The sequence below is a fragment of the Streptomyces sp. NPDC006314 genome (assembly GCF_040613075.1).
Taxonomy (GTDB): Bacteria; Actinomycetota; Actinomycetes; order Streptomycetales; family Streptomycetaceae; genus Streptomyces.
In genome coordinates this window covers 1-17,947 of sequence record NZ_JBEXRL010000038.1, presented here as the reverse complement: position 1 = coordinate 17,947, position 17,947 = coordinate 1, and the positions used below count along the sequence as shown (strand labels likewise).

Sequence of the window (17,947 nt, the reverse complement as noted above, 5' to 3'; positions counted from 1 at the left end):
GGAACAAGCAGCATCCCGCCCCACTCGTCACCCCACTCGGACCACAAACCCCGACCGCATCTGCCGCCTTTTCCGCACCGCCATCCGGCACTACAGAAATCCTCCGATACCAAGGCAGTTAAGGTGAAAACGACCTCTAAGGGCGTGGCGGGTGTCGTCGGGGGTTCCGCCGCCCGGCCCAAGGGGCCGTTCGGCGCCGGTACCTCCGCACGCCGAATTTCAAGTTTCCCATTTGTGAGCTTCCGTTCTGTGGTTAAGGTCGGTCCAGCAGAGGTGATTTTGTGGCCTCTATCTGTGAGCCGTCGCCGGCGAACAGCAGCTCCGCGAGATCGCTGCCGAAGCCCTGGGCGAGGTTTTAATTCCGCGACAGCGGCCGCCGCGCCCACGGCCTGGAGGTGGAGTTCACCGACGTCGAGCAGCTGGAGTTCGACCTGTAGAGCCTCGCCCGGGTGATCCTCCCCGCCCACCCGTGTGACTGAGCGCCTGAGTCGGCGAGTGAGTGCTTGAGTTGGCGGATGTGAGCGTCATGGGCGGCGGCTATGCCGACGGCGGCGGCGATCTCGCCGGGCGGGAATCGGCCAAGGTACGCCTTGCCGGAAGAAGTCGCCGTCAGGGCCGCAATCGGGCAGAGCGGCAGCCCAGACGACACCGGCGGCGCCCTGCTCGACAGGTCCGTCGCCCGGGCCGCCCATGCCGGCGGTGATCCACCACGCGGTCCTGCACGGCCGGACCGGGCCGACGGCGGCCGGCGGCTCCGCGGCCGGAAGAAGCCGACCGGCCGTGCGCTTCGAGTCCTCGCCGTACACGTACCGTCGGAAAGACGCCAAACCGGTCCGGTTCCCTTGGGCGGCTCGGAGATCGCCGGTATGGTCCGGTTCCTGTTACCAACAGGTAGGACCGTGGACACGGTCGCTCCGGCCGGCCTCCGCCCGAACGGCGTCGCGAGGAGCGGGGGTGGTGGCCGCCGAGGGGGCGCTGTGGTGGTCGAGCAAGGGTGGCCGTGCTCGTTGCGGTCGCGGTGCAAGGTCGACGCCTTACCGACGGTGGTGTTCATTGCAAGCGTTCGGTGAGGCTCTGCTGAAGTTCCGCCGTGCGGCGCACCTGACGCAGGAGGAGCTGGCCGAGGCGGCCGGGCTGACCGCACGGTCCATCAGGGACCTGGAGCGGGGCCGCCGTGACCGGCCCCAACGGCGCACCGTGCAGATGCTGGTCGCTGCGTTGCGGCTGGAGGGCGCCGACGCAGCCGCCCTGCTCACGGCCGGGCGCTCCGGCCCGCCTGCTCCTTCGGCTACCAGCGGTGAGGAGACGAGGGCTGCTCTTGCCGAGCGGACCGACCAGTTGGCGGTGCTGGCGCGCGCTGCGCGGGAGGCGCGTGCCGGTCAGGGGACAGTGGTGCTGGTGCGGGCGGATGCGGGTATGGGGAAGACCTCCCTGCTGAACGCCTGGGCGGCCGATGAGCAAGAGCAAGGCCTACGGGTGGTGCGGGCCAGTGGCGCCGAGCTGGAGCAGGACTTCGCCTTCTCGGTCGTCCGGCAGCTGGCCGAGCCGTTGTTGGCGCGCACCGATGACGCCGGGCGGGAACGGCTGCTCTCGGGACCCGCCGAACCGGCGTCGCACGCCTTGCGCGTGGAGGGCACCGGTGGGGGAGAGGAAGGGCTGTCAGCGGAGTCGACGCTGAGTGTCCTGCACAGTTTGTACTGGCTCATGGTGCATGTCACCGACGACGGGCCGCTCGCGCTGGTGATCGACGACGTTCACTGGGCGGACGGGCCTTCGGTGCGCTGGCTCGAGTATGTGGTGCGGCGGCTGCGCAGCCTGCCGTTGATGGTGGTGCTGGCGGCACGTGCGGGCACCGGGTCAGAGGCCCAGCCGTTGCTGCAACGCATCGCCGCACAGCCGCACTGCCGGAAGATCGGGCTGCCTGCGCTCACCGCCGACGGCGTCGCGCCAATGGTGCGGACGGCTCTGGGGCACGACGCCGATCCGCAGTTCGTCTCCGCCTGCACGGCGGCGACGCAAGGAAACCCGCTGCTGCTACGCGAGTTGCTGCGTACCCTGGCCGACCACGCGGTCACCCCCAGCGCCGAACACGCGTCCCGGGTCGCCGAGTTTCAGGGTCAGATCCTGACCGTAACCGTGGTGGAGCGGCTCGGCAGCCAGCCGGAGGCGGTCCGGCAACTGGCCCGGTCTCTCGTGGTGCTCGAAGACGGGGTCGCCTGGCACATCGCGGCCGAACTCGCGGGACTGGCCGAGGCGGAGGCCAAGGAGCAGGGCCACCGCTTGCAGAGGATCGGCGTCCTGGCACCGGGTGACGTGCCGCGGTTCGACCATCCCCTGATCCGCCGGGCGATCACCGACGCCGTGATGGGACCCGTCGAGCTGGCCACCGGACACGCGAGGGCAGCAGAGTTGCTCAAGCGCGAGGGGGCGGCGGGGGACAGGGTGGCCACCCATCTCCTGCTGGCTGAACCCAGCGGTGAGCAGTGGAGGGTGGACACACTACGGGAGGCGGCCCGCCTCACACGCAGCCGGGGAGCCCCGGCGACCACCGTCACCTACCTCCGCCGGGCACTGCGGGAACCCATGACCGTCGCACAACAAGGTCCTTTGCTGCTGGAACTGGGCGCCGCCGAAGCACTGGTCGACGACACGGCGGCCATGCACCACCTGACGCAGGCTCTCTCGACGCTGACGGATCCCTACGCGCGGGCACAGGCCGCCCACGTGCTCGCCGGTGTCCTGTTCGTCGGCGGGCACGAGCACGCACGTGCCGTCGACGTGCTCGCCCGAGCCGTCGAAGAGCTGCACCAGGCGGATGACGGCACCGGGCTCGGCCGAGAGGTGTCGTGGTATCTGCAGGCGCAGATGCTGCTGATCGGCTACGAGGACATGTCCACACTGGCGGCGGCCCGCAAGCACGCCGAGAAACTACGGGCATACGACCTGCCCGGTGACACACCCGGAGAGTGCGCGGTTTTGGCGGCGCTGTCGGCCGCGGCCGTCACGGGGGACGCAAGCGCCGCGGTCACCAACGACCTTCTCGACCGGGCGCTGCGAGGCGGGATCGCCGTCAGGGACGGCGCCGAAATGCTCGTCAGTCTTGCCGGTATGGGGTTCGTGACCACTGACCGCCTGGACGACGCGGCGGCGCGGTTCGCCCAGGTGGCAAGCCTGGGGGAGCGGTGGGGCTCCTTCCGGCTGGTTTCCGCCTCCATGATGTGGCAGTTGACCGTCCGCACCCGCCGTGGCCAGCAGGTCGGGCTCACTCTGGACTTCGGACACCCTGGTCAAGAGGCCGCCGGGGGACTCGAACGCAGAGTCGGGCTCGGGATGACGGCTCTGGTGGGTGAATCGCTGATCGAGCGGTGTGAATGGGCCTTGGCGACCGAAGCGCTGGCCGCGGAAGCGGAAAGCGGGCACGCAGGGTGGCTCTGGCAGGGGCCGACGCTTCTGGTGCGCAGCCGCCTGCTGGCGGAACGGGGCGAACACAGTGCTGCCCTCGCCGTCTTGCTGGACTACGGGGCTCAGGAGAGATACGCGCACGTGACGAATCTCGCCATGATGCCCTGGCGGTCGCAGGCCGCCACCTGTCTGCTGGCGCTCGGACGGCAGCGGGAGGCGCGCGAGCTCGCCACCGAGGAAGTCGAGCTGGCTCACCGGTGGGGCACCGATCGAGCGATCGGGACGGCGCTGCGCTGTCTGGGCGTGGTGACGGGCGGCCGGGAAGGACTGGCTCTGCTGGAAGAAGCCGTGACCACGCTGGAACGTTCACCGGCACGCTTGGAGCTGGCCCGTACGTGGTACGAACTGGGAGCCAGCCTGATGCGGACCGGTGAGAGCGATCGCGGACGCCGGGCACTGAGCGAGGCACTGGAGCTCGCCGACACCTGTGGCAGTGTCCTTCTGGCCGGTCGGGTGCGCCGGGCGTTGAATGCAGCGGGGATCCGGCCCCGCCCTTCGCCCCCCGTGACTGCCGCCCTGTCGGTGACCGAGCACCAGATGCTGGAGATGGTGCGAAGCGGCCACAGCGACCGCAAGATCGCCCAATCGCTGCTGCTGACCGACCACGAGGCGACGGAACTGCTGGCTCGTCTGCGCCGTACCTCGTGGGTGATCAGCCGCGTGGACACAACGGCCATGGCGAACGCCAGGACCCTCGCGCCGACCAATGGGGCAGGTCCCGAGGCGTTCCGCGCCCTCTGAGGCCGGAACGCAGCGTGCCGTCTCCCGCCGGCGGACGTTCCGAGCATCGGGCTCCCCCTTCGGCCTCGGCTGCACTGACACGGTCTCGGACTGCGCGTTCACGGGCCGAACGCTGCTCGGACCGCGGTCTAGGTACGCGCCCGCGCACAGCACACCACTCGGGCCGTGTGTGCGCCAGGAAAAACTCAGGGAAATCCGACCGGAAAAACCGTGGGAAGAAAACCCGGAAGGGATTGGGAAGGAATGCCGGAAGGGAATAGGGGCAGGTACTTGTGGTGCGGAATTTCTCCCACGTGCCGTTGTTATGCACATGCCGCACGGGTACTGTTCATGCCGCGGCAGCCCGGTGAGGCGCTTTTACGGGGCACCTGTTCCCGCCCTTTCCGTAAAGGGCCGGTACATGAGCAAGCCGAAAGTCAGCCGCGGGCCCTGCCATCCGCAGTGCCCTTCCTTCCAGTCATGGAGCTGAATCATGTCGATCAACAGAACCATGTCCGCGCGTCGCGCCATCGCCACCGTCGTGGCCTCACTCGGCCTGGGAACCGCGCTGCTCGGTACGACGCTCGCCCCCACCGCCGGGGCCGCCGAGGCGACCGCGTCGTCCGTCGCCAGGTCGTCCATGGGCATCCCGGGCGCCGTCATCATCCAGAGCGCCGCCTTCCCGGGAAAGATCCTGTGCAGCACCCCGGCCGACGATTCGCTGCTACTGAAGACCGTGAACACCCGGGACCTCTACTGCCAGTGGTTGGTGGTGGAGCGGGCGGACAACACCTACACCCTGTACAACCCGGCCAAGGATCAGGTCATGGCCTACACCGGCGGTGACGAGGGAGCCGTGGTCATGGCCGACTACGACCGCTCGCAGATCGCACAGGAGTGGAGCTGGGGCGGGCAGGAGGACTGGGGCGGCCGTGCCCTGCAGTCCTTCATGGACAGCGGGCAGAACGTCGACGCCAAGTCCCGCACCGGGGAGGGGCCCACCTCCGGCGCCATCCGCACCCGGGGCTGGCGACACGGCCACCAGCGTGAACTGACCTGGAACACCATCGCTCTGTGACGGCCGCCCGATCCCCTGCACGGCGGACGGATGTCCGCCGTGCAGGGGACGGTGCAGTGTGGCTGCGGAGATCAGGGTAAGGCCATGGAACCCGACGGGCACCCGCCGACGGGTTCCTGCGGTGCGGAAGCATCGAGGCCGACCACGAGCTGACCGACACCGCACGCCAGGCACTTTCCGCAGCCGGCACCCCGGTGAACGTGCACACCGGTGACGGGAACGACGGATGGGCACCCGATGCCCTCTACGACCGCGTCATCGCCACCTATGCCGTTGAGCGGATCCCCTGGGCCTGGGTCGAGCAGACCAGACCAGGCGGACGGATCGTGACTCCCTGGGGCCGCCTCGGCCACGTGGCCCTGACCGTCACCGACGACGGCCGATCCGCCACCGGGTGGGTCCAGGGACTGGCACAGTTCATGCCCGACCGCCGCACCCTGCCCACCGAACCCGACTACGCCCAGGTACGCACTCGCAGCGAACCAGCCGAGGAACGTTCCTGGCACCGTGACCTCGCCCCGCTGCGCGACGACGTCCATCTGCGCTTCGCGCTGCGCCTCGCGCTGCCCCACCTCAGGTTCACCCTGGCTGAGGATGCCGACGGGCTCAACGCCTGGCTTCACGATGCCCAGCTGCGATCTCTCGGTTTCGGGACAGTGGGTGAGTGATAGCGGGCCTGGGGGTGTTGCTGCTGGTCAGTGGTGGTTGAGGGGGTGTAGGGCCACTGTCCTGGGCGTGAGAGAACCACGGGGTATCGCTGTCCCGGGGCGTTATTGCATGAGTGATGGGCGTCGTGTGTTGTGCATTGGGTGTGCGTCACAGTTTTCACTGGTGTTGGGCTGGGGTGATGCCGGTGCCAGGGTGTCGTTTTGCCGGTGAAGGCTGGTGTCGTTTGGTGGGTGGGGGGCTTGTCGCTCCTTTTGGTGGGTGTGGTGGAACGCTGGGTGGGGCCGTGTCGTGTCTGGCTACGCTCGGTGGATGCCGTCGTTTGCGGGTGATCCGCGTCATGAGCGTCTTGTCGGTGTCCTGGTGCCGTTGTTGCGTCGGTCGTGTCCGCCGGGCGGTGGCGGGTTCGGAGGGTCGTATGAGCTTCGGCTCGGTGTTGATGAGGCGGAGGAGCTGGGCGGGGTTGCTCTGATTCGCTCGGCGATGCGTAAGGCTGGCCGGTCCCTGGGGTGGGTGAAGCTGCAGACGTTTGGTGGTTCCTTCCCGCAGGTTGCTGTGGCGGGTGTGGTGGACCGGCGGGAGGTTCCTGCAGAGTTCGCCGCCGCGGTTGAGGAGTATGAGCTGCAGCGGGGGAGGGCCGCCGTAAAGGTGATCGAGCGGACGTTTGAGGACGGGAAGCCGCGTGCGGTCCCGGGTTCTGTTTTCGTGGTGGCACAGGAGTTCCGTGCCGCGTATGCCGAGGGCGTGGCCGGGTGAAGCGCGAGCGGGCGACGCGGCTGCTGGCGGACATGATCACGCGGCTTGAGGTTGGTGGTTGGCCGCTAGGCCTGGTCGAGGAGGTGTACGTCTTCGGGTCGTACGCGCGTGGGGCGCTGGAGCCGAACGATGTCGACGTCGACGAGCTGTTCTTGCTCTGGCGGAAGGGAGAGCCCTTCTCCCTGGCTCGCGAGCGTCTTTCCTCCTTGAGCGCGGACCCGGAAGCCGAGCCGGCGCCCCGGGACCACATGCTCGCAGAGTTTGAGGGGCTGGAGAGCTTGGTGCCGCGCCCGGCGCGGATTGAGCTGTTCGGCCGGCACATGAAGGGCAAGATCAATATCACGCCGCTGAGGCTGTTGGACGGAGACATCGAGGACCCTGAAGCCGTCCGGCATGTACGGCGGCGCTGGGTGGAGACGAGCCCGTTGCGCCGGGCGGCGACGTGCGCTCTGGTCGCGTTGGAGCAGCGGGGCGTTGACCTCGGAGAAGTCACATTGCACGGTCAGCGGCTATTCGGCCGGGACCAGCCGGCTGAACGCTGCTTCGTCGATCTGGGATGGAACGGCTTCGGATCTATGGGGCGTCTCCTGGACAGCGGAGTGACCTGGCTGGAAGTGCTGCGCCCCCATCGGACCAAGCCCATGGACGCACTGCTCATCGAGTCGGCGCCTCGCACGTAACCGGAACGCCCATAACCGCGCCCCGGCGCCCCATGGGGGGTCGGGAGCCTGCTTCATCCTGTCGGGATGGATGAGGCCACGGCGGACAGCCACCACCTGCACGAGGTGCAGCCGGGGGTGAGGAGTGTCCGATCGGGTTTCTGGTGGCGAGGACATGCTGCGGCGGTGGCCGGCTGGCGGGCGTGAGGGCGCGGTGGCGCGCTTGATGGCCCTTGATTCCCGGGGCGAGTTGGCCACCGAGCACGCGCGGGCGGTCGCTGGGTCTCTTGGTGTGTCACTGCGGACGGTGTGGAATTGGGTGGGGGCGGCCCGGCGCGATGGGCGGCTGTCCGCACGGACTCCGTCACGGGCCGGTGTGACGCCAGATATGCGTGTCCGTCTGGCGGTGTGGGGTGGGACCGTGGCCGCGGTCCACCGCGAGCTGCTCGCGGAAGCGGCCGCGGCTGGTGACCCGGGCTCGGTGCCTTCTCTTCGGACCATGGAACGCGCGGTACGCCGGGACTTGGGCGGGGGGGGGGGAGCGGGCCGGGCTGAAGGGCGGTGAAGCAGCACGTCGTCGTTACGACGTCTACGGCAAACGGCCGCCCACGTACCGCAACGCCTGCTGGGAGGGTGATCACAAACGTATCCCGGTCCGCGTCGCCCTGGACGGGGCCGCGGTGTGTCCGTGGGTGACGTGGTTCATCGATGTGGCGTCGAAGGCGATCGTGGGGGTAGCGGTCACACCGCACCAGCCGGCTCGGGACGCCGTCCTGGCCGCGCTGCGTTCGGGGATCAGCCGGGCCGCCCCGTACGGGCCGTTCGGTGGCCTGCCGGGCCGGGTTCGGGTGGACCGAGGCAAGGATTTCCTCTCGGGTGCGGTTGCGAGGGCGCCTGTGCCGCTAGGCGTGTTGTGAAAGTGCTTGCTGTGGGTTCGGGGGTGAGCGGAGCGGTGGCCCTTGATCAACGCGGCCGGGCTTCATACCCTCGCTCGATGGGACATGACGACCTTCCGACCCTTGAACTCGCCTTCCCGGGTCCGGAACGTGACCGTGGTGTGGCGGCGATCCTGAGCGGTCAGAAGACCGCGCTCACGGGTCTCCTGGAGATCTACGAACACGCCGGCGAGGCAGTACCGGTGACCGGACAGCGATTCTCGGTGCTTGATTCCGAAGGTCGTCCGGCCGTCACGATCGAGCTCATCGACGTGCGCGTCGTTCCCATGAAGGAGATCGACGACGACTTCGCGCGAGCCGAAGGACGCGGCTACTCCGACGTGGCGGAGTGGCGGGCAGCCCACGAAGAGTTCTTCCGGAGCGATGGCGTGAGCGAGTACCTGGGACGCACCCCAGTCATTGATGACGACACGCTTGTCGTTGCGGAACGCTTCCGAGTGGTCGAGCCCGACAACTCGGGTGGTCAGTGACCCGCCTCCGGCTCGATGAAGTCCGGGAGGATCAACCGGACATGCCCTGTGGGTGCTGGGACGGCTGCTGGTCATTGCCACTCGTCGATGGCTGCGACCAGTACGGTTACGGTTGCCTCGTAACGGACGGCGAGCTTGTCATATCGCGTGGCGACGGCTCGGTGGCGCTTCACCCGATTGATCCCGCATTCCACCGCGTGGCGCTCCTTGTAGTCGGCCGTGTCGAACTTGGGCGGTCGGCCGCCTCGGGAGCCGAGCTTCTTGCGGTTGCGGACCTGGTCGGCCTTCTCCGGAATGGTGCACGCGACCTCGTCTGCGCAGGTACGCGCGGTTCGCGCGAGAGCCGTAGGCCTTATCGGCACGGACCTTGTCCGGCTTGGTGCGGGGCCGGCCCGGGCCAATGCGGGGCACCCGGATGCCCTCCAGCACGGGCTGGAACTGCGGGCTGTCGTGCCTCTGTCCGGCGGTCACGAGCAGGGACAGAGGCTTCTGTCCCTGCTCGACCGCAAGGTGCAGCTTGGTGGTCAGTCCGCCGCGCGAGCGTCCGAGGCCGTGGTCGTCAGGCTCGGCGTCGACGCCACCAGGAGGCTCCTTCTGCAGATCCCCCTTTTGCGAGCCCCGGCGGCGTGCTGGTGCGCGCGGGCGATCGTGGAGTCCACGCTGACATCCCACGTGATCAGGCCCTTCGCATCGGCCTCGGCCTGCAGTTGCTCGAAGATCCGCTTCCACGTGCCGTCGCGTTGCCACCGCCGGAAGAGGTTGTAGGCCCGATCCCACGGCCCGTACCGCTCGGGGAGATCCCGCCACGGCGCACCAGTCCTGGTCCGCCACCGTATGCCGTCGATCAGCTGCCGACGGGTCCACGTCGGCGGCCGTCCTGGCTTCTTGCCCGTCGGCAACAGCGGTTCAAGCCGAACCCACTGGCCATGCGTCAGGTCACCACGCCCCACGGCAAGTGATCATTTCACGACCTTGATCCACTTTCGCAACAGACCCTAGTACACCCACGGTGCGACTGAGCGAGTGCCGGAGCAAGGTATGCCAGGCCGGAGGGCGGTCCGGCCGCAGTCGGTGACGCTCGCCGACTCGGTGTCCGTTGGTCCTTGCGAGACTGGTCTGATGTACGGTCGCGGTGCCCGTTGCGTGGGCGGTACGGGGAAAGTGGGGGTACGTGGAGCTGCGCGACATCGAGATCTTTCTGACTCTGGCCGAGGAACTGCACTTCGGCCGGGCTGCGGAGCGGTTGCACGTTTCCACGGCGCGGGTCAGTCAGGCGATCAAGAAGCAGGAGTGCTCCATCGGTGCGGAGCTGTTCGCCCGGGACAGCCGCAATGTCCGGCTGACGCTTCTCGGTGAGCAACTGCGGGATGATCTGCGCCTCGTGCACCACGGTCTGACGCAGAGTCTGGAGCGTGCACGGCTGGCCGCCCGGGGAAAGACGGGCACGCTCCGGGTGAGCCTGTTCCCCGTCAACATCCAGGAGCTGCGCCGCTACTTCGAGACCTTTCGTGCCCGGCACCCGCAGTGGGAGCTGCGGCTGCGCATGTCGACCTACGCCGACCCCTTCGCCCAACTGCGCAACGGGGAGGCCGACATCCTGGTCACCTGGCCTGCCGTCCAGGAACCCGACCTGACCGTGGGTCCCACGCTCTTCTCCGAGCCGAGAACGCTGGCCGTAGACCTTGAGCATCCGCTCGCGCGGTGGTCCTCGGTCACCCTGGAGGAGGCGAGCGACTTCCAGCACGTGTCCACCAGCCCGGCGCCCGACCACTGGATGGACCACTACGTCCCGGAGCACACACCACATGGTCGGTTCATCGACCGGGGCGCCATTGTGAACATCGCCGAGGAGATCTTCATGCTGGTGGGCATGAGGGAGGCGGTCGCCCTCTTTCCAGCGCACATGGCCCGCTACTACCCGCGTCCGGACATCGCCTACCTGCCGGTCAAGGGGCTGGAGCCGCTGGCGTACTCGCTGGTGTGGCGGACCGAGTCCGAGAACGAGATGATCCGTGCCTTCGCTCGCGTCGTGAGCGACCTGGGGCTCCTGCCCGGCTGAGGGCGCGAGAGGCTTCCGCGGTGCGCGACAGCCGGGTCGTCGGGGCTTCGCCAGGGGGGTGGCTGTGGAAGTGCGTGGCATCGAGATCTTCCTGGTGCTGGCCGAGGAACTGCACTTCGGCCGTTCGCGGAGCGGCTGCACGTGTCCCCCGCCTGGGTCAGCCAGGCGATCACGGCCCGGAGCGGCGGATCGGCGCCCAGCTGTTCGACCGCACCAGCCGCAGCGTGCGCATGACCAAAGTCGGCCGGCAGCTGCGCGATGACCTGCGGCCGGTCTACGCGGGCCTGCACGGTCCCCGGGACGCGCGCGGATGGCCGCCCGCGGAGTCAGCGGCCGGCTGAGCGTCGGCGTGATCCCCAGAAAACGCCTACGATCTGCGGCTCTACTCGCAGACGTTCCGCTCACGGCATCCGCAGTGGGAACTGTCGATCCGCCACGCACCCTTCAACGAACCCTTCGTCGGGCTGCGGCGCGGGGCATCGACGTCCTGGTCGCCTGGCTGCCCGTGCGGGAGGACGACGTCACCGTGGGCCCGGTGTTGTTCACCGACCCGCGAATGCCGGCCGTTGCCCTGGTCCACGAACTGGCCGCCCGCACCTTCGTCTTCGTGGAGATGCTCGCCGACGTCCAACACACCAACTCGCCACAGGTACCCGACTACTGGGCCGACAGCTTCGTACCCGCACCCCCCGCGCGGGCGCACGATCGAGCGCGGGCCCATGGTCACCGCGCCGGACGAGATCTACACGATCGTCAGCGCCGGCGAGGTGGTCAACGTCAATCCCTCCCACATCACTCACCCGTTACTGGGGCTGCCTGGACATCCTCTGGCTGCCCTTCAGCGAAAGTAATCGTCAAGGCCTGTGGATGTGCGTAGTCAGCTGATCGTCAGCTGCCATCTGGTCTCTCCGTCGTGCGACTGGTTGGTGCGGGTGAAGCCGGCTGCGGTGGCGACGGCGGCGGATGCCTGGTGGTCCGGGTGGATGTGGGCGATGAGTGTGTGCACCGGGCACTGTCGGAGCCAGGCGACGAGCCCTCCGGTGGCTTCGGTGGCGATGCCGCGTCGTTGCCAGGGGCTGCCTGTCACCCAGGCGATCTCTGCAGCGGCTCCGCGGTCGTCGGCGGTGACCGTCGCTTGGACATAGCCGGCCAGGCAGGAGGCGTCACGGAGTCGGATGACCCAGTTGCACCAGGATTCGCCGGGGCTCGGTGAGCCGGCCACCAGACGTTCGTAGCGGGCGCGCAGGTCCTGCGCGGTGTCCGGGGTGCCGCCGATGAAGGTGTGCAGGTCGGGGTCGGACAGCACCGCGGCCATCTCGTCGGCGTGCTCGACCTGCAGGGGAAGTAAGTCCAGCCGGTCGGTGCGGATGGTTTCAGGCTCGAGGGTGATCACGCTGCCTCCTGGTTGGGACGTGCGACGAGTATGCCGCGCTCGAAGCAGGCGCCGGCGCAGACGAGTGCGACGAGACGGGGTGCGTTCACCGCGCGCCACCGGTGCTGGGCAAACTCGACCAGTTCGAACACCATGGCCAGAGCGGCCGCCCTGCTGCCCGCTCCCTTGGTGACCTTGGTCCGTAACCGGACGGTGGCGAAGGTCGACTCGATGGAATTGGTGGTCCGCAGATGGATCCAGTGCTCGTCCGGGACGTCGTAGAAAGCCAGCAGCTCTTCTGGTCTCGGTGATCTTCTTGACGGCCTTCGGGAACTTCGTCCCGGAGAGCCTGGCGAAGGTAGTGATGGCCTGCTCGGCGTGCTCGCGGTCCTCGGCGTTGTAGGTCTCCTCAGGGCCTTCTTCGCGGCCGGCTGCGCGGACTTGGCCAGGGCGTCGAGGACGTTGACGATTTCGCGGACCCAGCACCTCTGCTCGCGGGTGGCGGGGAAGACCTCGCGCAGAGCCTTCCAGAAGCCGAGCGCACCATCGCCCACGGCCAGGACCGGGGCGCGCATGCCGCGGTGGGCGCAGTCCCGCAGCAGGCCGGCCCAGGCCTCGGACGATTCGCGGTGGCCGTCGGCCATGGCGACCAGTTCCTTGGTGCCGTCCCCCCACACGTAGACGTAGTCGGTGCCGGACAGGTCGCGCTCTTGGAACGCCCGGTGGTCGGCCCGCCACTGGGCGGTCAGCCGCGTGACGGTGGCCGGCGACAGACCGGCGGCCGAGCCGAGGAACTGCTCCAGCGCGGGCACGAAGTCGCCGGTGGACAGGCCGTGCAGGTAGAGCAGCGATCTTCGGTGACCTGCGGCACCAGGACGTCAGGATCGGGGAGGAGAACCTCTCGCGCTCCCCGGTGGCCTCGTCGACCCTCTTGTCATTCACCCGCGGGGCCTTCACTTCGAACCGATTCGGCGGCGGTGGTGACCTTCCGCGGCTGGTGGTAGCCGTTGCGCACCACCAGACGCCGGCCGTCCCGGTCCCGCCGGTCGGATAACTCGGCTATGTAGGAGTTGACCTCGGCCTCCAGCCCGGCGGCGAGCATCCGCCGGGCGCCCTCCCGGACGATCTCGTCCAGCAGCGACGCCCGGCCGGCGGGGGTGCCGTCGGTGTTGACTACGGTGAGCACGGACGTGCCCTCCGGGCCGACGCGCCTACGCCGGCCTTGCTCGGTGACCTTTCGATCGATCACCAGGGAAGGTACGTCCTCCCCTGCTGATCCGCAGGTTCCGAGCACTGCTCCTTCAGCGACCTACGACCGCTGAGCTTCGGCCTGGTATGGCGCGCCGAGACCGAGAGCGACGCCATCCGGGCCCTCGCCGAGACCGTGCGCCACCTCCACACGCTCCAGCTGTGACCCACCGTAAACCGAGGGGTTAACGACCCTTGCGATAGCCGTCGTTGTTCCCCGTACCGCCGCGCCCCAAGCTTGATCCGTCCCACGGATCAAGCAAGAAGGAGGGACGCAGCGATGAACGTCGTGTCCTCCTCGGTGTCCCTGACGGTCACCGATCCCGCCGCCTCCAGCGAGTTCTTCACCGCCCACCTGGGCTTCCGCGAAGTCCTGGTCGACGAGGACTTCGTGGAGCTCGCGCGTGACGACGCGGCCGTCGGCCTCGTCTTTGCGCGGCGCGACGTCGAGCAGCACGGGCCCGACCAAGGGCCCACCGACGTGGTCGTGTCACTTGGGGTCACCGGTGCCGCGGCCGAGTACGAGCGGCTGCGGAACGACGTAGTCGGCCTATCCGTGACTCTGTGCCAGCAGCCCTGGGGCGAGCTGGTGGTGCGACTGGTCGACCCCAACGGGGTGGTCGTCCAGCTCACCGAATGGGTGCCGCCCGCAGGAATCTGACCCACCGCCCAACAAGAGAACAAGAGCGAGAAGAGCAAGATGCAGAATTTCGACACCCCAGCCCCGATCTCCATCGTCCTCGACGTACCCGCGGGGAACGTCCACATCGTGGCCGCCGACCGGGCCGACACCACGGTCGAGGTCCTGCCCGCGGACCCCTCGAAGAACCGCGACGTGACGGCCGCCGAGCAGACCCGGATCGGCTACACCGACGGCCTCCTGTGGGTCGAGGCCGCACTCCCGAAGAGCCAGCTCATCGGCAACACCGGAGCCGTCGAGGTGACCGTCCGGCTGCCCGCCGGCTCCCGTGTCGAGGCGAAGGTGGCCAGAGCCGGGCTCCGGACCGTCGGACGGCTCGGTGACATCACGTTCGAGAGCGCTCAGGGCTCGGTCGAGATCGACGAGGCCACCGGTGCCCGCCTCACCCTCCAGGTCGGAGACATCTCGGTCGGCCGCCTCAGCCGCTCCGCCGTGATCAGAACCCGAAAGGGCGGCATCCGCATCGCCGAGGCCATGAGCGGCACGCTCGAACTGCGCACCGAGGCTGGCGACGTGTCGGTCTGCGCCGCCTCCGGAGTCTCCGCCTCCCTGGATGCCGGCACCACCCACGGCCGCATCCACAACTCACTCAGGAACACCGAAGGCATCGCCGACCTCACCATCCACGCGACCACCGCCTACGGCGACATCACCGCCCGCAGCCTCTGAACACCACCCACTCTGATGGCCCCGTCAACCCGAACAGAAGGAACGATCATGAGCGAGTCCCTGCGCACCGTCGAGACCGCCGAGAACAGCGCTGGGCAGAAGCGCCCGGAACTGCAGAAGGCCATCGAGGTGTTCGTCGATGCCGGATTCGCCGGGATGCAGATGCGGGTGAATGACGAGCAGGGCGAGTGGATCGGCAGCGCCGGGGTGCGCAAGCTGGGTGAGACCGCCAAGCCGTCAACGGACGGACGGTTCTGGGTGGGCAGCTCCACCAAGACCTTCGTCGCGGCCCTGGTGCTGCACCTGGTGGCAGATGGCAGGATCGAATTGGACGCCCCGGTGGCCGACCACCTGCCCGAGTTGGGGCTGAACCAGCGGATCACCGTACGGATGCTGCTGCAGCACACCAGCGGGTTGCCCAGTTACACCGGCGACCTCGACTCCGAGGGCACGTTCGTGCCGGGGCTGCCCGCGGTGGGCAAGCCGTGGGTGGACAACCGGTTCCACACCTACCGGCCGGAGGAACTCGTACGGTTCGCGCTGTCCAAGCCCGCACGGTTCGAGCCGGGTACCGACCAGAGCTACTCCAACACCAACTACACGCTGGCCGTGCTGCTGATCGAGAAGGCCGGCGACCACTCGTACGCCGAGGAGATGGAGCGGCGCATCCTGCGGCCGCTCGGGCTGCGGGACACCGTGGTGCCGGGAAGCTCGCCGGAGCTCCCCGAGCCGCACGCCCACGGCTACTACCGCTACCAGGACGCCGACCAGTGGAAGGTCGTCGACGTCACCCGCCAGAACCTCTCGATCCTCGTCGGCGCCGGAGACCTGATCTCAACCACCCGGGACCTCCACACCTTCTTCTCCGCACTGCTGGGAGGCAAGCTGCTGCCCGCCCCGCTGCTGGCCGAGATGCGCACGCCGCACGGAATGCTCGGCTACGGCCTGGGCCTGTTCGTCCAGGACCTGGGCCCGGACACCGGCGTCACCATCGTCCACCACAACGGAGGTGCCCCGGGGGGCTACGGAGCACTGATGATCAGCACGCCGGACGGCAGCAAGACCCTCACCGCCGGACTCACCACCGGCGACGCCGAGACCGACCCGGCACAGGAGATCCCGAAGGCCCTCGACCGGCTCATCAAGACGGTGTTCTGCGGCGAGCAGGCCACGGACTGACGGCGCAGAGCGTCATCCCGCAGGAAACGATCCTGCATTTCCGGCCGATGACCTGGCCCTTCACGGAACTCCAGTCAGCGCCAATGTCGCAAATCCTGCGTGCCACGCATATGAAAGGATAGATCGGGGGCTCCGATGGCGAGATTCCGCAGGGCGGCCATGGCACGGGGGCGGTGCTGCGATCTCTCGGTTTCGGGACAGTGGGTGAGTGACAGCGGGCCTGGGGGTGTTGCTGCTGGTCAGTGGCGGTTTCGGGGTGTGGGGCCACTGTCCTGGGCGTGAGAGAACCGCGGGGTATCGCTGTCCCGGGGCGTTATTGCATGAGGGGTGACACTGTCTCAGTTTCGTGAGTTCTGATCCGCTGGCCGGTGGGGTGTTGGTGTGCTCGGGGGTGTGGATCAGGGAGTGCAGGGCCCAGTGACGCTTCTCGCTGAAGGTGAGCCAGTCTCGGTTTACCTGAACCATCTGGTCGCGCGTCTCAGTCAACCTTGGCCATCTGCGGATCTGTTGGATGCGGCCGCGTACGCTCGGCCGCATGCCCCGCTCTTCCAAAAAGCCCCGCCGACTGGTCGCCGACGGGCTCGTGTACATGTGGACGATGCGCCACGGCCATCGAAGGGACCACGATGGCCGGTCCGTGGACTGCCGCCAAATACTTACGCTGTCCCCGCAGCCAGCCGGCACCGGCGGCCCGCTGCGCATTGTTTTTGCCGACGGGCCCGGCCGGTACATCCCGGGCGGGGCCCCCTTCGGCTCCGGGGACGTGGGCTTCACCCGGGGCGCAGACCTGAACCTGCACGAGCCGGGCGCCGTCCGCGCCTTGCTCGACGTGGCGTTGGCCCGTGGGTGGCAGCCGGGGGAGCGGCGGGCGGTCGAGGTCGACGGCTGGCTCCTGCTGGCGGCGGCGGCCGCCGCGCGAGCAGGGGACGCCGGCCCCGAAGGCCGGTAGGGGCGGCTTCTCTTGGCCTGACTTTATTGCTCGGAACAGCCCACAGCGCGGCGATCAAAGTTCGGTGGGACTGGTCAAACTCCGTTGAGACGGGACATCTGTCTCGCTCTTTCTGACCCACCGCTGCTGTGCCAGGGACCTCTGACAACGCATGGTCGACGGACTATGTTCGAGTGGTGGAGAATCCGGAGATCATCATCAAGCTCACCCCGGATGAGGCGCTGCTCCTGTCGGACTGGCTGGAGCAGGTACAGATGACGGACCTCAGTCGTCTCGTCGGCGATGCGGCGGTCTGGGCGCCCCTTCACCGCATTGCTGGAACGCTCGACAAGTCGCTGCCGGGGATCTGTGCGGCGGACTATGCCGAACGTATGAAAGCCGCCCGCAGCAGGCTTCGTCCAGCCCTGGACGACAGCGCCAGTGACGAGAAGGGTGCGGATGCGTGAAGCCCCTCTCGGAGATGACTGATCGCGAGTACTTCGCCTGCGTCGGCCAACGTCCTGGCATGTTCGTCGGCAAGACCTCGTTCCGCATGCTGACCGCATTCCTGACCGGCTATGACCAGCATGCTCTCCGGCATGGTGGGCGCGGGCTCACCGGCTGGCACGACTGGCTCGTCGCCCGTCGCGGACGCAACTGCAACCACGCTTGGCCTGGCCAGGTCCTTCACATCGCCCTCCCGAACGGCTGGGACGACACCTGGAACCTTCCGCCTGAGGACGAAGCGCACGCCATCAAGGTCCTGTTCGAACTCCTCGACGAGTTCGCTGCCGAGTGCGAAGCAGCGCAGGGCAAACGATTCTCAGATTGAGCGAGACGCCAGGCCGCTCCGCGTCTCACTCAAGATGACCCGTCGCTGGTCACGGCCTCGACGTGGTTCGTCTTCACTGAGACGGGACACCCGGCCCCGGAAGGGGTGGGTGGTGATTCGAGTGGGGCTTTGCCGGCTGTGTCGGTTCGGGCGTTGCGGGGAGTGGCGGTGCGCCGTCTGCTGGTCCTGCGGC

General features: G+C 68.3%; 16 protein-coding genes and 2 pseudogenes. 14 read left to right on the top strand and 4 right to left on the bottom strand.

The window, feature by feature from the left end; translation table 11 throughout:
- Window positions 1-304: 304 nt before the first annotated feature.
- The 7 genes and pseudogenes from ABZ079_RS35820 to ABZ079_RS35790 all read left to right on the top strand — a co-directional run.
- Window positions 305-437: pseudogene (locus ABZ079_RS35820) on the top strand (XRE family transcriptional regulator); the annotation flags it as partial.
- 616 nt (window positions 438-1,053) lie between these two features.
- Window positions 1,054-4,203 (top strand): AAA family ATPase, encoded by a 3,150-nt coding sequence (locus ABZ079_RS35815; RefSeq protein WP_356943623.1) that lies wholly within the window; start codon window positions 1,054-1,056, stop codon window positions 4,201-4,203.
- A 472-nt stretch (window positions 4,204-4,675) separates the two neighbouring features.
- Window positions 4,676-5,260 (top strand): hypothetical protein, encoded by a 585-nt coding sequence (locus ABZ079_RS35810; RefSeq protein WP_356943622.1) that lies wholly within the window; start codon window positions 4,676-4,678, stop codon window positions 5,258-5,260.
- A gap of 116 nt (window positions 5,261-5,376) precedes the next feature.
- Entirely contained in the window at window positions 5,377-5,928 is a 552-nt protein-coding gene (locus tag ABZ079_RS35805; protein WP_356943624.1) for a hypothetical protein, read from the top strand.
- Window positions 5,929-6,238: 310 nt separating this feature from the next.
- On the top strand, window positions 6,239-6,682 hold the full coding sequence (locus ABZ079_RS35800) for a hypothetical protein (RefSeq protein WP_356943621.1): 444 nt from the start codon (window positions 6,239-6,241) through the stop codon (window positions 6,680-6,682).
- Window positions 6,679-7,362, top strand: coding sequence for a nucleotidyltransferase domain-containing protein (locus tag ABZ079_RS35795; RefSeq protein WP_356943620.1), 684 nt, complete (start codon window positions 6,679-6,681; stop codon window positions 7,360-7,362). The genes ABZ079_RS35800 and ABZ079_RS35795 overlap by 4 nt, the downstream gene beginning before the upstream one ends.
- A gap of 973 nt (window positions 7,363-8,335) precedes the next feature.
- Window positions 8,336-8,767 carry an ASCH domain-containing protein gene (locus ABZ079_RS35790; RefSeq protein ID WP_356943619.1) on the top strand — a complete coding sequence of 144 codons (432 nt, stop codon included), beginning with the start codon at window positions 8,336-8,338 and terminating at the stop codon, window positions 8,765-8,767.
- Between the two features lie 71 nt (window positions 8,768-8,838).
- Here the strand turns inward: ABZ079_RS35790 and ABZ079_RS35785 are convergent.
- Window positions 8,839-9,717, bottom strand: a pseudogene (locus tag ABZ079_RS35785) (IS5 family transposase).
- A 182-nt stretch (window positions 9,718-9,899) separates the two neighbouring features.
- On the opposite strand from ABZ079_RS35785, the gene ABZ079_RS35780 reads away from it, so the two are divergent.
- A complete protein-coding gene (locus tag ABZ079_RS35780; protein WP_356943618.1) occupies window positions 9,900-10,826 on the top strand; it encodes a LysR family transcriptional regulator in 927 nt (308 codons plus the stop codon).
- An 877-nt stretch (window positions 10,827-11,703) separates the two neighbouring features.
- Here ABZ079_RS35780 and ABZ079_RS35775 read toward each other — a convergent pair.
- The 3 genes from ABZ079_RS35775 to ABZ079_RS35765 all read right to left on the bottom strand — a co-directional run bounded on the left by ABZ079_RS35775 (window position 11,704) and on the right by ABZ079_RS35765 (window position 13,447).
- Window positions 11,704-12,219: a GNAT family N-acetyltransferase gene (locus ABZ079_RS35775; protein ID WP_356943617.1), complete on the bottom strand. Its 516-nt coding sequence runs from the start codon at window positions 12,217-12,219 to the stop codon at window positions 11,704-11,706.
- A complete protein-coding gene (locus tag ABZ079_RS35770) occupies window positions 12,216-13,010 on the bottom strand; it encodes a transposase (protein ID WP_356943616.1) in 795 nt (264 codons plus the stop codon). Before ABZ079_RS35770 ends, ABZ079_RS35775 begins: the two co-directional genes overlap by 4 nt.
- Before the next feature lie 122 nt (window positions 13,011-13,132).
- Complete coding sequence (locus ABZ079_RS35765) at window positions 13,133-13,447, bottom strand: hypothetical protein (RefSeq protein ID WP_356943615.1); 315 nt, start codon at window positions 13,445-13,447, stop codon at window positions 13,133-13,135.
- 279 nt (window positions 13,448-13,726) lie between these two features.
- Between ABZ079_RS35765 and ABZ079_RS35760 the strand changes: the two genes are divergently transcribed.
- The 6 genes from ABZ079_RS35760 (at window position 13,727) to ABZ079_RS35735 (ending at window position 17,754) form a co-directional block, all read left to right on the top strand.
- Window positions 13,727-14,107, top strand: coding sequence for a VOC family protein (locus ABZ079_RS35760; protein WP_356943614.1), 381 nt, complete (start codon window positions 13,727-13,729; stop codon window positions 14,105-14,107).
- A gap of 39 nt (window positions 14,108-14,146) precedes the next feature.
- Window positions 14,147-14,815 (top strand): DUF4097 family beta strand repeat-containing protein, encoded by a 669-nt coding sequence (locus ABZ079_RS35755; protein ID WP_356943613.1) that lies wholly within the window; start codon window positions 14,147-14,149, stop codon window positions 14,813-14,815.
- Window positions 14,816-14,863: 48 nt separating this feature from the next.
- Entirely contained in the window at window positions 14,864-15,994 is a 1,131-nt protein-coding gene (locus tag ABZ079_RS35750) for a serine hydrolase domain-containing protein (protein ID WP_356943612.1), read from the top strand.
- Between the two features lie 535 nt (window positions 15,995-16,529).
- Entirely contained in the window at window positions 16,530-16,943 is a 414-nt protein-coding gene (locus ABZ079_RS35745; protein WP_356943611.1) for a hypothetical protein, read from the top strand.
- A 176-nt stretch (window positions 16,944-17,119) separates the two neighbouring features.
- Window positions 17,120-17,389, top strand: a complete 270-nt coding sequence (locus ABZ079_RS35740) for a hypothetical protein (RefSeq protein ID WP_356943610.1) — start codon at window positions 17,120-17,122, stop codon at window positions 17,387-17,389.
- Window positions 17,386-17,754 carry a hypothetical protein gene (locus ABZ079_RS35735; protein ID WP_356943609.1) on the top strand — a complete coding sequence of 123 codons (369 nt, stop codon included), beginning with the start codon at window positions 17,386-17,388 and terminating at the stop codon, window positions 17,752-17,754. The genes ABZ079_RS35740 and ABZ079_RS35735 overlap by 4 nt, the downstream gene beginning before the upstream one ends.
- Window positions 17,755-17,947 lie beyond the last annotated feature (193 nt).

Coding starts and splice junctions, on each gene's coding strand:
- ABZ079_RS35810 (WP_356943622.1), top strand. CDS start 4,676: ATGTCGATCAACAGAACCATGTCCGCGCGTCGCGCCATCGCCACCGTC.
- ABZ079_RS35800 (WP_356943621.1), top strand. CDS start 6,239: ATGCCGTCGTTTGCGGGTGATCCGCGTCATGAGCGTCTTGTCGGTGTC.
- ABZ079_RS35790 (WP_356943619.1), top strand. CDS start 8,336: ATGGGACATGACGACCTTCCGACCCTTGAACTCGCCTTCCCGGGTCCG.
- ABZ079_RS35760 (WP_356943614.1), top strand. CDS start 13,727: ATGAACGTCGTGTCCTCCTCGGTGTCCCTGACGGTCACCGATCCCGCC.
- ABZ079_RS35755 (WP_356943613.1), top strand. CDS start 14,147: ATGCAGAATTTCGACACCCCAGCCCCGATCTCCATCGTCCTCGACGTA.
- ABZ079_RS35750 (WP_356943612.1), top strand. CDS start 14,864: ATGAGCGAGTCCCTGCGCACCGTCGAGACCGCCGAGAACAGCGCTGGG.
- ABZ079_RS35745 (WP_356943611.1), top strand. CDS start 16,530: ATGCCCCGCTCTTCCAAAAAGCCCCGCCGACTGGTCGCCGACGGGCTC.